The sequence below is a fragment of the Xanthomonas sp. NCPPB 2250 genome, from assembly GCF_056725265.1.
The window spans coordinates 3,361,189-3,375,425 of sequence record NZ_CM161520.1 but is presented as its reverse complement, the minus strand read 5'-3'; the positions used below and the strand labels follow the sequence as shown (position 1 = coordinate 3,375,425).

Genomic DNA, 14,237 nt, shown 5'->3' with positions numbered 1-14,237 from the left:
GGCGGCTTTTCTTTTGCGGTAGGAGCGGCTTTAGCCGCGATGCCTTACCGGTAACGCGTCGCGGCTGAAGCCGCTCCTACGGCGACGTCGGCCGGGTTGCCGTGTGTGGGACGGGGCCGTCAATGACGGCCCCTCCCTCCGTGGCGTGCGTGCCGTACGGCGCGTCCGTGCTACGCCGCGTTGGCGGTGGCGCGGGCCACCAGTTGCGCCACCATCGGATAGGTCTCGCTGCGCACCTGGAACTGGCCGACGATCTCCACCAGGTCGCCGGCCTGCTGCTCCATCGCGCGTGCCGCGGCAGTGGCTTCCTCGACCAGGGCGGCGTTCTGTTGGGTGGTCTCGTCCATCTGGGTGACGGTGTGGTTGACCTGCTCGATGCCGGCCGACTGCTCCTGCGAGGCGGCGGCGATCTCGCCCATGATGTCGGTCACGCGCTGCACCGAGGCCACGATGTCCTGCATCGTCGTGCCGGCCTGGGCCACCAGCGCCGAACCCGCGCTCACGCGCTCGACCGAGTCGTCGATCAGCGTCTTGATCTCCTTGGCCGCGCTGGCCGAGCGCTGGGCGAGGGTGCGGACCTCGCTGGCGACCACCGCGAAACCGCGGCCCTGCTCGCCGGCGCGTGCCGCTTCCACCGCGGCATTGAGTGCCAGGATATTGGTCTGGAAGGCGATGCCGTCGATCACGCCGATGATGTCGGCGATCTTCTTCGAGGCCGCCTCGATGCCGTCCATGGTGGTGACGACCTGTCCGACCACGGTGCCGCCCTGCGAGGCCACGGAGGCCGCGCCGGCGGCGAGCTGGTTGGCCTGGCGCGCATGCTCGGCGTTCTGCTTCACCGTGGCGGTCAGCTCTTCCATCGACGCGGCGGTTTCTTCCAGGCTGGCGGCCTGCTGCTCGGTGCGGCGCGACAGGTCGTCGTTGCCGCTGGCGATCTCGCCCGCGGCGGTGTCGATGCTGGCCGCGGCCTGCTGGATGCGTCCGACCATGTCGGTCAACTGCGCGACGGTGGCGTTGGCGTCGTCGCGCATCCGCGCGAACACGCCGTGGAAATCGCCCTGCATGGTCTGGGTCAGGTCGCCGGCGGCGATCGCGCGCAACAGCTGCGACAGCGCCGCCAGGTTGCTCTCGGTGCCGGTCATCATCGTGTTGAGGTTGGCGACCATGCTGCGGAAGGCATGCTGGAAGCGCTGCTCCTCGCCGCGGCGGGAGAAATCGCCCTGCGCCGCGGCGCGCACCAGCAGGTCGATCTCGTGGTTGATCGCGCCGAGGTTGCGCTTCACCTTGGCCATGGTCTCGGTGAGGATCGCCATCTCGCCCGGGAACTGTTCCAGGTCGCGGCTGAGGTCGCCTTCGGCGTACTCGCCCATCAGCGTGATCAGCCGCTGCTTGACCGAAATATGGCTGTGGACCAGCGCATTGGTGTCGCGCACCATGCGCCCGTAGTCGCCGGGGAAGCGCGCCTCGTCCATGCGGAAGCTGATCTGACCGGCGGCATGCTGCCTGGCCATCTCGGTCTGCGCCTGGATCACCGTGCGCAGTTCCTCCTGCATCTGCCGCATGTCGTTGAGCAGCGACGGCGCCTGCGAGCGCAGCCGCACCTCCTGCGACAGGTCGCCGCTGGCGATGCGGCGCACCACGTCGGCCGCGTAGGCGGGCTCGCCGCCGAGCTGGCGCATCAGACTGTTGCGGACCAGCAGGCCGAGCAGGATGGCGGCGACGATGCCGATCAGCATGCCGCCGAGGCTGGTCCATTCGCCCGACTGCGCGCGCGCCTCGCTCTCGGCCTTGCGCACCTGCAGCAGGGCGCGTTCGGCGTTCTCGTACTGGCCGATCGTGTCGCGCAACCCGTCCATCTGCTGCTTGCCGACGCTGCGGAACGCGTCCAGCTGGGCGTCGTCGCTGTCGGCCGCGGTGGCACGCATGTGCTCCACCGCCTTGCGCTTGGTCGCCATGAACTGCGTGTAGTCCTGCATCAGGGTCTGCAGGCGCGCCTGCTGCGCCGCGTTGTCCGCGGTCAGCTGCTTGGACTCCTGCCACTGTGCGCTGAACTCGCGTTCGCCGAGTTCGAGTGGCGCCAGGTAGGACGGATCGCGGGTCAGGGCGAAGCCGCGCGCACCGCTCTCGATGTTGAGCAGGCTCACCAGCATGCGGTCGCCGAGGGTGATGACCTTGTAGGTGTGCGCGTCCAGCGCTGCCGCGCTGGTGAACTTGCGGAAGCCGATCAGGCTGGTGATGCCGACCAGCAATAACATGGCGATCACGCCGCAGAAGCCGATTGCCAGGCGCTTGGTGACGGTGAGATGATGGAAGAACACGCGAGATCTCCGGAAGATGCGAGAGAGCGGCGCTACCGGCTCCATTGCCGCAGGGACGGCAATGCAGGCGCGGATCAGCGGGGGAAAGTTCGGGCAAAGGCCCGCATCTGTATCGGCCGCGTTTCGTGGATCTTTAGGGCTGCGTTCGCCGATTGCGTCGGGCGCATCGCACATGCCGTTTGGCCTGCACGTAGCGCGTCGTGTGCCGTTTTCTACGCAAGCGCCGATCAAGCAGAAGTGAAGCGCGCAGCGTCCAATGCGTGAGTGCGGCGTGACGGCAAAACGGCCCGTGCGCGTTGCGTTTGAGGGAATTTCTCGGATGGCGGCTCATCTGCGCGAGGCCGGGCGGATGCCGCGAACGGACCTGTGCGGAGGTCGTGCGCCGGCTCGATCGGCGGATGACGGACATAAAAAAGCCGCGCGAGTGCGCGGCTTTTCCGTTGTTGCGATGTCGCTGCGCCGGCGCAGCGCCGGTCGCCTCACTCAGAACTTCGCGTCGAACTCTCCGGCGAAGCCGGTATTGACGATCAGCTTCTGCAGCGCATCGCCAACCTTGAGGTTGCCGGCGACCACCTGGAACTGCTGCGGGCCGCGGTCGTCGATGCGGCCGAGGGTGCCACCCTTGAAGTCGGTGACGCGGCCACCGGCCTCGCGCACCAGCAGCACGCCGGCGGCGATGTCCCAGGCCTTCACGCCGGCTTCGAAGTAGGCGTCGCTGCGGCCGCAGGCGACATAGGCCAGATCCAGTGCCGCCGAACCGGTGCGACGGATGTCCTCGGCCTGCACCAGCAGCGCATCCACGCACTTGAGCTGGGGGCTGGTGCGCTTGCGCTCGCGCGGCGCGAAGCCGGTGTGGACCATGGCGCCGTTGAGTTCCTTGCGCTCGCTGACGCGGATGCGGCGATCGTTGAGCACGGCGCCGTTGCCGCGGCTGGCGGTGAACAGTTCGTTGCGCAGCGGGTCGAAGATCACCGCGTCGATCGGCTCGCCGTTCTCGACCAGGGCGATCGACACGCAGTAATGCGGGAAGCCGCGCAGGTAGTTGCTGGTGCCGTCGAGCGGGTCGATCACCCACATGTAGCGGCCGCCGCCCTGCACGCCGCCTTCCTCGCCCATCACGCCGTAGTCGGGGTAGGCGCGGCGCAACTCCTTGACGATCACCTTTTCCGCATCGGCATCGACTTCGCTGGCGTAGTCCATGCGGTCCTTCTGCACCACGTTCAGTGCTTCCAGGCGGTTGATGTGGCGCAACAGCACGTTGCCGGCGAGGCGGGCGGCCTTGACCATGACGGTGACGGCGGGTTTTTGCATGGCAAGCGCTCCCGAGAAGGCGGAGGTGGGTCTGGAGGAGGAAAAGAGCAGTCCGGCGCCAAGGCCGGCCGCACAGTTTACCATCTACGCCCCCGTTCGCTTCGCCTGCCGTGCCGCCATGACAGATTCCCTCCGTATCCGCTTCGTCCTGGTCGGGACCCAGCACCCCGGCAACATCGGCGCGGCGGCGCGCGCGATGAAGACCATGGGGCTGTCGCGGCTGGTGCTGGTGGCGCCGGAATGCGAACTGGATACCGAGGCCTACCGGCGTTCTGCCGGGGCCGAGGACCTGTTGCAGCAGGCGCCGGTGCTGCCGGCGCTGGCCGACGCGGTGGCCGATTGCCGGCTGGTGCTGGGCTGCACCGCGCGCAGCCGCCGCGTGTCGCTGGAGGAGTTGCTACCGGCCGATGCCGCGCAGCGCCTGACCGCGACCAGCGCCGAACCGGCGGAGGTGGCGCTGGTGTTCGGGCGCGAACGCACCGGCCTGACCAACGAGGAACTGCAGTTGTGCCATGCGGCCGTGCATATTCCCTCCGATCCGGCGTTCAGTTCGCTCAATCTGGCCGCGGCGGTGCAGGTGCTGGCCTACGAACTGCGCCTGGCGCAGCTGCGCGGCGCCGAGCCTGCGCCTGCGCCGGCACCAGGGTTCCGTGAGGCGCCGGCCAGCCACGCACAGGTGGAAGGGCTGTTCGGGCAGTTGGCCGAGACCCTGGACGATATCGACTTCCACAAGGGGCGCGCCCCGGATTCGGCGATGCGCAAGTTGCGCCGGCTGTTCCTGCGCACCGAGCTGACCGAACAGGAAGTGCGCCTGTTGCGCGGCGTGCTGTCCGATGCGCAGCGCATGGCGCGACTCGCCGGACAGGCCGGAAACTGAGGCCAGGCAAGGCGCGAAGGCGCCCATTGCGGCGCGCGCGCCGACGCGTGCGCCCAGGGCGGACTGCATCGGTGGCAGGCGCCATTCTGTGACGCTGTCACCGGCATGCGCTTTCGGCTAGGCTTTGCAAGGTCTACTTGGGGATCGTGGTTTGTCCAGTTCGCGTTGGCGGGTGGTCGTGGTGTGGCTGGCGCTGGCGATCTGCTGGCCCGCGTCCGTGCACGCGCGGCCCTCGGTCCTGGTGCTGGGGCGCATCAGCGACAATCCCAAGGCCCATTACGAGCAACTCAAGCCGCTGCTGGACTACGTGGTGCCGCGCATGCGTGATGTCGGCATCACCTCCGGGCAGATCCTGATGGCCCGCGACAGCCAGCAGATGAGCAGTTACCTGCGTCGCGGCCGGGTCGACTGGGTCACCGAGACCGCTGCCACCGCGATGGCGCTGGAACAGCGCGGTGGCGCCAAGCCGCTGCTGCTGACCGAGCGCAACGGCGTGCGCCAGTACCACACGGTGTTCTTCGTGCGCAATGACGCGCCGGTTCACGACCTGTCGGATCTGCGGGGGCGCACGCTGGCGCTGCAGAGCACGCTGTCCACCAGCGCCTACCTGGTGCCGATGATGACGCTGTTCGAGCGCGGCCTGCATCCGGAGATCCTGCTCTCGACCAAGGACCAGCCCTCGGCGGAGACGGTCGGTTACGTGTTCGCGCGCTCGGAACTCAATATCGCCGCCTTCGTGCACAAGCACCTGGTGGATGCCGGGGCGTTCAGCAATCTCGACTGGGATGACGATCGCCGCATTCCCCCGGCGTTCCGAAGGGACTTCCGGGTGATCTACCGCAGCGAACCGTATCCGCGCGCGGTGGAGATGGTGCGCAGCGATCTGCCCACGGACGTGGAGACGCGCCTGCGCGAGGTGCTGCTGCACGCCGCCGACGATCCGCAGGGGCGCGCGGCGCTGCGCCAGTTCTTCGGGACCTCCGGTTTCTACCCGATCGATCCGGCGTCGCAGAAGCGCCTGGATACCCTGCGCGCCGGCGTGGCGCGGGTGAGGCTGGAAGTGGAATGAAGACCATGCGTTTCGGGTTGCAGGCCAGGTTCCTGCTGGCCATGGGCGTGGCTGCACTGTTGGTGATGGCGATCCTGGGCCTGCTGCTGGAGCGCCAGGCGGCGATGCAGCGCGAGGTGCGCACGCTCAGCGGCAACGCCATCCACAGCCTGTTCGACAGCAGCATGCGCACCCGCGGCGAATCGCTGGCGCGGCAACTGGCCGATTCGCTGGCCAACCCGGTGTACTACTCCGACCTGGATGCGATCGGCACGCAGGTGCGTGGGGCGCTGGGCTATGTGGCGGTGGCCTACGTGCTGGTCTACGACGCCGACGGGCGGCTGATCCACGACGGCAGCAAGGACCTGGTGGGCTACGGCCAGCGCATGCGCGGGCCGATGGCCGACGCCGCGATCCGCGCCCAAGGCCTGCTGGCGCAGGAGTCGTCTGAGTTCCTCGACGTGTCGATGCCGATCATGATCGGCGACCAGCGCGTGGGCGGGGTGCGGGTGGGCATGTCCTGGGCACGCGCGCAGGAGTACGAGCGCAAGGCCGGGCAGAACCTGGACCAGCGCCTGGGCGCCCTGGGCAAGCGCCATCTCGGCTGGTTGCTGCTGTTGCTGGCCGCCCTGGGCCTGACCGCGGCGATGGTGGCGGTCTACGTGCAGCGCACGCTGGTGGCGCCGTTGCGCTGGATGGCGGCGGCCGCACGCCAGATCGAGGCCGGCAACTATGCGGTGGAGCGTCGCGACAGCGGCCGCCACGACGAGGTCAGCGAACTGCTGCGCGCGTTCGGTCGGATGAGCGAGGCGATCGCCCGGCACGACCGCGACGTGCGCCACATGGCCTACACCGATGCGTTGACCGGGCTGACCAACCGGCTCGCGTTCCGCGAGGCGCTGGACCATCGCATGCTGTCGGCGCGCGCCTCGCAGCGCAGGCTGGCGCTGCTGTTCGCCGACATCGACGACTTCAAGCGGATCAACGACACCCTGGGCCACGAGGCCGGCGACGAGGCGCTGCTGCAGTTCGCGCGGCGCATCCAGCTGGCGGTGGAGCAACTGGGCGGCGACGACGCGCTGCTGGCACGTTTCGGCGGCGACGAGTTCGTGATCCTGGTGGAGGACGCGCAGGCGGCCAAGGTCGCCACCGCGCTGGCGCAGCGGCTGGTGCAGGAACTGCGCGAACCGCTGCGGATCCAGGGCCGCGAGGTGTTCATGGGCACCTCGATCGGCATCACCGTCTACCCGGGCGATGCCGAGGACGCCTCGGCGCTGCTGAAGAACGGCGACATCGCCATGTACCAGGCCAAGCTGGCCGGCAAGAACTGCCACCGCTTCTACAGCCGTGCGATGGACTATGCGGTGGAGCGGCGCGTGCACATGGAGCACGAACTGCGCGGCGCCTGGGAACGCGACGAACTGAAGCTGGCCTACCAGCCGATCTTCCGCACCCAGGACCGGCGCATGGTCGGCGTCGAGGTGCTGCTGCGCTGGCAGCATCCGGCGATGGGCACGATCTCGCCGACGGTGTTCATCGACGTGGCCGAGCAGAGCGGGCTGATCGAAAGCATCGGTCCCAAGGTGCTGCGCGCGGCCTGCAGCGAGGCCACCCAGTGGCGGCGCGCCGACGGCAGCCGCGACCTGTTCGTCTCGGTCAACGTCTCGCCGCGGCAGTTGCGCAGTGGCGATCTGCCCGAAGTGGTGGCCGAATGCCTGCGCGAGTCCGGGCTGCCGGCGGCGCAATTGCATCTGGAACTGACCGAGACCGCGGTGATCGGCGACGAGCTGCAGGCGGCGAGCATGCTGGCGCGGCTGCATCGCACCGGGGTCAAGGTCTGGCTGGACGACTTCGGCACGGGCTTCTCCGGCTTGAGCCACCTGCGCCAGGTGCCGGTGGACGGGGTCAAGATCGACAAGAGTTTCGTCGCCGACCTGCAGCGCGACCCGGACGATCTGGCGCTGACCACGGCGATCATCGCCATGGCGCATTCGCTGGACATCACCGTGGTCGCCGAAGGCATCGAACAGGAGACCCAGTTCGAGCTGCTGCGCGAGCGCGGCTGCGAACTGGGGCAGGGCTTCTGGCTCAGCCGCCCGCTCAGCGCGGACGAATTCCGCCAGTTGCTCGCCAACGAAGACGCACCGCCCGCCGGCGTGTGATCGCCGCTGCGGCGTCGTGGCCGGCGTGCGCCTTGCCTGCGGCGGTCCCGGCCAGGCGGGTCAGGGCAGCAGCGGGCGCTTGCCGCTGTCGCCGGGAATCTCGCGCACCAGTTTCGGCACCAGGTAACCGGACAGGCGTGCGGCCAGCGCCTGGTGCAGGGCCAGTGCGGTGGCATCGTCCACTTCGAAATGGGCCACGCCCTGCACCCGATCCAGTTGATGCAGGTAGTAGGGCAGCACGCCGGCGGCAAAGCTGCGCTCGCTCAGCGCGGCCAGCGCCTCGACGCTGTCGTTGACCCCGCGCAGCAGCACTGCCTGGTTGAGCAGGTGCGCGCCGGCCTCGCGCAGGCGCGCCAGTGCGGCATCCACGCCGGCATCGAATTCGTTGGCGTGGTTGGCGTGGATCACGAACGCCAGCGGCCACGGCAGCGTGCGCAGCCAGGCCAGCAAGGGCGCATCGACGCGCTCGGGCAGCACCACCGGCAGGCGGCTGTGGATGCGCAGGCGCTTGAGCTGCGGCAGCGCCGCCAGCGCATCGGTGAGTTCGGCCAGCTTCGGTGTGGCCAGCGACAGCGGATCGCCGCCGGACAGGATCACTTCCTCGATGCTGGGGTCGGCGGCGATCGCCGCCACCGCCGTGCGCCAGCCATCGCGCGCGGCGGTCTCGTCGGCATAGGGAAAGTGCCGGCGGAAGCAGTAGCGGCAGTGCACCGCACAACTGCCGGTGGCCACCAGCAGGGCGCGGCCGCGGTACTTGTGGATCACGCCGTCGGCCTTCTTGGCCGCGGTGTCGCCGACCGCATCCAGGGCGAAGCCGGCGACCAGGCGCTGCTCGTCGTCGATCGGCAGCACCTGGCGCAGCAGCGGATCGTGCGGATCGCCCGCGCGCATGCGCGCGACGAAGCTGCGCGGCACGCGCAGCGCGAATTGCGTCGCAGCCTGTTCGGAGACGCCCAGCGCCTGCGGATCCAGCTCCAGCAGGGCCAGCAGCTCGCGCGGGTCGCGCACGGCGTCGCGCCAAGCCTGCTGCCAGCGCGGCGGCGCGGCGGCGGGCAGGGGCGGGGACGGCTGCATCGGGCGGGGGGCTGCGGTTATCATAGGCGGTCATCACACGAGCGCCCGCCGTTGCGGCGGAGCTTCCATTCTATCCGGCCGGCCGCCGAACGCGGCGGGTTTGCCTTACCCGAGGAGTTTCAGATGGCCAGCTACGGCATGAACGACGTCAAGAACGGGATGAAGATCCTGGTCAACAGCGAGCCTGCGATCATCACCGATACCGAATACGTCAAGCCCGGCAAGGGCCAGGCGTTCACCCGCGTCAAGTACCGCTTCATCAAGTCCGGGCGCGTGGTCGAAATGACCATGAAGGCGACCGACAGCGTGGAAGCGGCCGACGTGGTCGACACCGACATGCAGTACCTGTACAGCGATGGCGAGTACTGGCACTTCATGCAGCAGGAAACCTTCGAGCAGGTGCAGGCCGACAAGGCCGGCGTCGGCGACGCCGCCAAGTGGATCAAGGGCGAGGAGGATTGCGTGGTGACGCTGTGGAACGGTACGCCGATCCAGGTCACCCCGCCGAACTTCGTCGAACTGAAGATCGTCGAGACCGACCCGGGCGTGCGCGGCGATACTTCCGGCGGCGGCGGCAAGCCGGCGACCCTGGAGACCGGCGCGGTGGTGCGCGTGCCGCTGTTCGTCGGCCAGGAAGAAGTGATCCGCGTCGATACGCGTTCGGGCGAATACGTTTCGCGCGTCAAGTAAGTCGGCATGCCCGCGGCCGCAGCCGGCCGCGGGCATGCGCACGCGCTGGCGTGCGGCGGCCAGGCAGCGCCATGCGCCGGATCGCCGTGCGGCGGTGATGGACCACCTCGCTCCCAGGAAACGCCCGTGACGACCAGCCACGCCGACAGCGCCGACAGCAAGTACCCGCACGACCGCGTCGTGTTCTTCAGCGATGCGGTCTTCGCCATCGCCATCACCCTGCTGGCGGTGGAAATCAAGGTGCCCGGACACGCCGAGGTCGCGGCGGCCGGCGGCATCCTCGCCGCCCTGCACCGGATGCTGCCGCTGTTCATCGGCTTCGCGGTCAGCTTCCTGGTCACCGCGCTGTTCTGGAAGTCGCACCTGCAGCTGTGCCGGCACATCCGCCAGTTCGACGACCGGCTGATCTGGCTCAACGTGCTGCAGCTGCTGCTGATCGGCCTGCTGCCGTTCTCCACCGCGCTGTACTCGGACTATTTCGGCAACCACGAGGCGTTCGCGGTGTACTGCGCGCACCTGGCCGCGATCGGCCTGGCCGGGTACTGGCTGCATGCCTATGCGGTGCGCAAGGAAGGCCTGGCGCAGCGGCTGGGTCCGCTGCAGGCGCAGGCGATGAAGCTGCGCGCGGCGGTCTCGCCGGTGGTGTTCGCGTTATGCATCCCCGTGGGCATGGTCGCGCCGTGGCTGGGCCGCTTCGGCTTCCTGGCAGTCTTTTTGCTGCAGTGGGTAGTGATGCGCGTATACCAGCGGCGCATCCTCCAGGCGCAGGCGGCGCCGGCACCCGCATCCGCACCGTGATCCTTCCCTTTTCAGAGCATCTGCGATGACCTCCATACCCGAATCCTGCGACCTGCTGATCGAAGCCGGCTACGTGGTCCCGATCGAACCGCATGCGGTGGTGCTGGAAGACCACGCGGTGGCGGTGCGCGGCAGCGAGATCGTGGCGGTGCTGCCCACGGCCGAGGCGCGTACGCGCTTCGCCCCCGCGCGCACCGTCTCGCGCCCGGACGCGGCGCTGCTGCCGGGCCTGGTCAACGCGCATACGCACAACCCGATGACGCTGCTGCGCGGCATCGCCGACGACCTGCCGCTGATGGTGTGGCTGCAGCAGCACATCTGGCCGGTGGAAACCGCGGTGATCGGCCCGGAGTTCGTCGCCGACGGCACCGCGCTGGCGATCGCCGAGATGCTGCGCGGCGGCACCACCTGCGCCAACGAGAACTACTTCTTCGCCGACGTGCAGGCCGCCGTGTACAAGCAGCACGGCTTCCGCGCCCGCGTCGGCACGGTGATCATCGATTTCCCGACCGCCTGGGCCAAGACCTCCGACGAGTACTTCGCCCGCGCCTGCGAGGTGCACGACCAGTGGCGCGACGATCCGCTGGTCGGCATCGCCTTCGCCCCACATGCGCCGTACACGGTCAACGACGCCAACTTCGAGCGGGTGCGGATGCTGTCCGACCAGCTCGAGGTGCCGGTGCACCTGCACACCCACGAGACCGCGCAGGAAATCGCCGACTCGCTCAAGCAGTACGGGCAGCGCCCGCTGGCGCGGCTGGACCGCTTGGGCCTGGTCAACGACCGCCTGATCGCGGTGCACATGACCCAGCTCACCGACGCCGAGATCCACCTGTGCGCCGAGCGCGGTGTGAGCGTGGTGCATTGCCCCGAATCCAACCTCAAGCTCGCCTCCGGCTTCTGCCCGGCCTGCGCGCTGCAGCGTGCGGGCGTGAACCTGGCGATCGGCACCGACGGCTGCGCCAGCAACAACGACCTGGACATGTTCAGCGAGAACCGCACCGCGGCGATCCTGGCCAAGGCGGTGGCCAACGACGCCACCGCGCTGGACGCGGCCAGCACGCTGCGCGCGGCCACCCTGGGCGGCGCGCGCGCGCTGGGCTTCGGCGAGACCATCGGCTCGATCGAGCCGGGCAAGCAGGCCGACCTGATCTGCGTGGACCTGTCGGCGCTGGAGACCCAGCCGCTGCACAACGTGCTGTCGCAACTGGTGTACGCCACCGGCCGCCAGCAGGTCAGCGACGTGTGGATCGCCGGCCAGCCCAAGCTGAGCCAGCGCGTGCTGGTGGACATGGACGTCGATGCGCTGGTCGCCAATGCGCGGCAGTGGCGCGAACGTATCCGCAGCGTCCACGCCTGATCCGCTATGTTCGCCGTGCCGCTCCGCGCGCGCGGCCCCAACGAGAGTTCGCCATGACCGCTTCCACCGCCAACGCCTCCGCCAACTTCGATCAGGCCGAACTGGACAAGTTCGGCGCCCTGGCTACCCGCTGGTGGGATGCCGACGGCCCGCAGAAGCCGCTGCATGCGCTCAATCCGGTGCGCCTGCGCTACGTCGCCGAGCGCCTGCCACTGCGCGGCGCGATGGTGCTGGACGTGGGCTGCGGCGGCGGCCTGCTTAGCGAGGCGCTGGCCAAGGAGGGCGCGCAGGTCACCGCGATCGACCTGTCGCCGGAGCTGATCAAGGTCGCGCGGCTGCACCAGTTCGAATCCGGGGTCGAGGTCGACTACCGCGTGCAGTCGGTCGAGGACTTGGCAGCGGCGCAGCCGGGCAGCTTCGACGCGATCACCTGCATGGAGATGCTCGAGCACGTGCCCGATCCGGCGGCGATCGTGCGCGCCTGCGCGACCCTGCTCAAGCCGGGCGGACAGCTGTTCCTGTCCACGCTCAACCGCACCCCGGCCGCGTTCGCGCTGGCCATCGTCGGTGCCGAGTACGTGGCGCGGTTGCTGCCCACCGGCACCCATCGCTACCAGGATTTCATCAAGCCGGCGGAGCTGGCCGCGTGGTTGCGCCAGGCCGAGCTGCAGCTGCGCGACGTCAGCGGCCTGGCCTACGAGCCGTGGCGCAACCGCGCGCGGCTGTCCTCGCGCACCGAGGTCAATTACCTGGCGTGTGCGGGGAAGCCGTGATTCGGGATTGGGGATTGGGGATTGGCAACGGCGGGTGCGCGTGGGCGTGATGCCGCTCGAGAGCGGTTCGATCCGAAGCTACCCGCGGGTGGTGCTGTTCGATCTGGATGGCACGTTGCTGGACAGTGCGCCGGATCTGCTGGCCGCGGCCAATGCGGTGCTGGCCGAGCATGGGCGTGCGGCGTTGACCCTGGCGCAGTTGCGGCCGGTGGTGTCCAAGGGCTCGCGGGCGATGCTCGGCGTCGCCTTCCCGGATCTGCCCGCCGCGCAGCGCGACGCGCTGATCCCGGCATTCCTGCGCCACTACGAGGCGCTGATCGGCCGCCATTCGCAGCTGTTCGACGGCATCGCCGCGTTGCTGCAGCGGCTGGAGGCCGCCGGCAGCGTGTGGGGCATCGTCACCAACAAGCCGGAGGCGCTGGCGCGGTTGATCCTGCCGCAGCTGCAGTGGGAGCGGCGCTGCGCGGTGCTGATCGGCGGCGATACGCTGCCCGAGCGCAAGCCGCATCCGCTGCCGCTGCAGGTTGCCGCGCAGCGCCTGGGCGTGGCGCCGCACGAGGTGGTCTACGTCGGCGACGACGAACGCGACATCCTCGCCGCACGTGCCGCCGGCATGGCCTCGGTCGCGGTGCTGTGGGGCTACCGGCTGGACGAGGACGATCCGCTGGCCTGGCGCGCCGACGCGATGGTCGCCGCGCCGGCCGAGCTGTACGACGCCGCGGCCTGGCCGGTCGGCGCAGCCGCGTCCTGAAATCGGTGCGGTCGCCGCGTTCGCGGCGATGCTGTGACCGCGGTGTCGCCGCCTGCACGCCGCGCCGCTCGGCATCCACCGGTCGCGCACGTACACTGCGCGTTCTGCGCGGCAGCCGCGCTCACTCTCCCATTGCGCGATGCCGTCGGCGCGCGCCTGACTCCGGATTCACCGATCGCATGAGCAGTTCGTCCGCCCTGGATGCCTTCCTCGACAAATGGCGCCGCCGCTGGCCGGAATGGGCCGTGGCCGAGACCTTCCTGCCGGCGCCGCAGCGCGCCCGCACCGTGGCCTGGTTCGCCCTGCTGCAGGAGTTCGACGACATCCTCAACATCGCCGGCGATCCGCTGCCGGCCGACGCCAAGCTGGCGTGGTGGGGCGAGGAACTGCGCAGTTGGGCCGGGCAGCGTTCGCGGCATCCGCTGGGCCGGGTGCTGGAGCCGGTGGCTGCGCCATGGGCACAACTGGCCGAGGCCTTGCCGAGCCTGCCGCAGTCGCGCGCGGCCGCGGCCGACACCGCGCATGCGCTGGAGCGGCTGGAGCCGTTCGCGCAGGCGGTGGTTGCGGTCGAGCGCGCGTTGTTCGAGGCCCCGGCCGAGGGCGCCGCGGTGCCGGTCGCGCTGCAGGTGCTGGCGCAGCGCCTGCTCGAGGGCGGCGCCGCCACCGCGCCGCTGGCGCTGCGCGGCGGCGATGAGGCGCAGCAGCGCCAACGCTGGGCGCAGGCGTTGCTGAAGCCGTGGCCGCGCCGCGTGCGCGGGCCGCGTCCGCGGCGCATCCTGTCGGCGCTGGCGCGTGCGCGGATGGTGCAGCAGGCGGCCGCCACGCCCAGGCCGCCGGGACAGATGTCGACGCTGTGGCGCGCCTGGTGGGCCGGGCTGGGCTAGGGCCTACCAACACTCTTCGACTACGTCGGGTTGGCCTGCCAGGCCCAACCCGAAGGGCCGCGGTTGCGCGCGCGCCGCGATGTCGTCACTCAGGTCTGGACGGACGTCCACGTCCTCGCGCGTCCTTGCAACAGGTACGCGCAACCGCGACGCGGCATGCGCGGGCAGGACGACACGCGCCAGCCCGCGCC

The 14,237-nt window shown here is 69.7% G+C and carries 12 protein-coding genes; 9 read left to right on the top strand and 3 right to left on the bottom strand.

All coding sequences use genetic code 11. The features are described from left to right. Positions 1-170 precede the first annotated feature (170 nt). Both AC1PMG_RS13425 and AC1PMG_RS13420 read right to left on the bottom strand, forming a co-directional pair. Entirely contained in the window at positions 171-2,318 is a 2,148-nt protein-coding gene (locus tag AC1PMG_RS13425; RefSeq protein WP_481109208.1) for a methyl-accepting chemotaxis protein, read from the bottom strand. A 483-nt stretch (positions 2,319-2,801) separates the two neighbouring features. Further along, complete coding sequence (locus AC1PMG_RS13420; protein ID WP_481109207.1) at positions 2,802-3,629, bottom strand: inositol monophosphatase family protein; 828 nt, start codon at positions 3,627-3,629, stop codon at positions 2,802-2,804. Between the two features lie 118 nt (positions 3,630-3,747). Between AC1PMG_RS13420 and AC1PMG_RS13415 the strand changes: the two genes are divergently transcribed. The 3 genes from AC1PMG_RS13415 to AC1PMG_RS13405 all read left to right on the top strand — a co-directional run bounded on the left by AC1PMG_RS13415 (position 3,748) and on the right by AC1PMG_RS13405 (position 7,716). Beyond that, a complete protein-coding gene (locus AC1PMG_RS13415; RefSeq protein WP_481109206.1) occupies positions 3,748-4,506 on the top strand; it encodes an RNA methyltransferase in 759 nt (252 codons plus the stop codon). 151 nt (positions 4,507-4,657) lie between these two features. After that, on the top strand, positions 4,658-5,575 hold the full coding sequence (locus tag AC1PMG_RS13410) for a phosphate/phosphite/phosphonate ABC transporter substrate-binding protein (protein ID WP_481109205.1): 918 nt from the start codon (positions 4,658-4,660) through the stop codon (positions 5,573-5,575). Beyond that, a complete protein-coding gene (locus AC1PMG_RS13405) occupies positions 5,572-7,716 on the top strand; it encodes a putative bifunctional diguanylate cyclase/phosphodiesterase (protein WP_481109204.1) in 2,145 nt (714 codons plus the stop codon). The genes AC1PMG_RS13410 and AC1PMG_RS13405 overlap by 4 nt, the downstream gene beginning before the upstream one ends. Before the next feature lie 60 nt (positions 7,717-7,776). On the opposite strand, the gene epmB is transcribed toward AC1PMG_RS13405, so the two are convergent. Beyond that, positions 7,777-8,814 (bottom strand): EF-P beta-lysylation protein EpmB, encoded by a 1,038-nt coding sequence (epmB, locus tag AC1PMG_RS13400; RefSeq protein WP_481109203.1) that lies wholly within the window; start codon positions 8,812-8,814, stop codon positions 7,777-7,779. Positions 8,815-8,913: 99 nt separating this feature from the next. Here epmB and efp point away from each other — a divergent pair, with 99 nt between their 5' ends. The 6 genes from efp to AC1PMG_RS13370 all read left to right on the top strand — a co-directional run bounded on the left by efp (position 8,914) and on the right by AC1PMG_RS13370 (position 14,046). Continuing rightward, on the top strand, positions 8,914-9,480 hold the full coding sequence (gene efp / locus AC1PMG_RS13395; RefSeq protein WP_010343528.1) for an elongation factor P: 567 nt from the start codon (positions 8,914-8,916) through the stop codon (positions 9,478-9,480). A 126-nt stretch (positions 9,481-9,606) separates the two neighbouring features. Beyond that, positions 9,607-10,278, top strand: coding sequence for a TMEM175 family protein (locus AC1PMG_RS13390; RefSeq protein WP_342074174.1), 672 nt, complete (start codon positions 9,607-9,609; stop codon positions 10,276-10,278). Positions 10,279-10,303: 25 nt separating this feature from the next. Continuing rightward, a complete protein-coding gene (locus AC1PMG_RS13385) occupies positions 10,304-11,638 on the top strand; it encodes a TRZ/ATZ family hydrolase (protein WP_242159783.1) in 1,335 nt (444 codons plus the stop codon). A 53-nt stretch (positions 11,639-11,691) separates the two neighbouring features. Next, complete coding sequence (gene ubiG, locus AC1PMG_RS13380; protein WP_481109202.1) at positions 11,692-12,411, top strand: bifunctional 2-polyprenyl-6-hydroxyphenol methylase/3-demethylubiquinol 3-O-methyltransferase UbiG; 720 nt, start codon at positions 11,692-11,694, stop codon at positions 12,409-12,411. A 49-nt stretch (positions 12,412-12,460) separates the two neighbouring features. Continuing rightward, positions 12,461-13,162, top strand: a complete 702-nt coding sequence (locus AC1PMG_RS13375) for a phosphoglycolate phosphatase (protein ID WP_481111672.1) — start codon at positions 12,461-12,463, stop codon at positions 13,160-13,162. A gap of 179 nt (positions 13,163-13,341) precedes the next feature. Next, entirely contained in the window at positions 13,342-14,046 is a 705-nt protein-coding gene (locus AC1PMG_RS13370; RefSeq protein WP_481109201.1) for a squalene/phytoene synthase family protein, read from the top strand. Positions 14,047-14,237: the final 191 nt, after the last annotated feature.

What these genes read in the sequence shown, in the direction of transcription:
- AC1PMG_RS13420 (WP_481109207.1), bottom strand. Translation starts at nt 3,629, where the DNA reads ATGCAAAAACCCGCCGTCACCGTCATGGTCAAGGCCGCCCGCCTCGCC.
- AC1PMG_RS13415 (WP_481109206.1), top strand. Translation starts at nt 3,748, where the DNA reads ATGACAGATTCCCTCCGTATCCGCTTCGTCCTGGTCGGGACCCAGCAC.
- AC1PMG_RS13405 (WP_481109204.1), top strand. Translation starts at nt 5,572, where the DNA reads ATGAAGACCATGCGTTTCGGGTTGCAGGCCAGGTTCCTGCTGGCCATG.
- epmB (WP_481109203.1), bottom strand. Translation starts at nt 8,814, where the DNA reads ATGATAACCGCAGCCCCCCGCCCGATGCAGCCGTCCCCGCCCCTGCCC.
- efp (WP_010343528.1), top strand. Translation starts at nt 8,914, where the DNA reads ATGGCCAGCTACGGCATGAACGACGTCAAGAACGGGATGAAGATCCTG.
- AC1PMG_RS13385 (WP_242159783.1), top strand. Translation starts at nt 10,304, where the DNA reads ATGACCTCCATACCCGAATCCTGCGACCTGCTGATCGAAGCCGGCTAC.
- ubiG (WP_481109202.1), top strand. Translation starts at nt 11,692, where the DNA reads ATGACCGCTTCCACCGCCAACGCCTCCGCCAACTTCGATCAGGCCGAA.
- AC1PMG_RS13375 (WP_481111672.1), top strand. Translation starts at nt 12,461, where the DNA reads ATGCCGCTCGAGAGCGGTTCGATCCGAAGCTACCCGCGGGTGGTGCTG.
- AC1PMG_RS13370 (WP_481109201.1), top strand. Translation starts at nt 13,342, where the DNA reads ATGAGCAGTTCGTCCGCCCTGGATGCCTTCCTCGACAAATGGCGCCGC.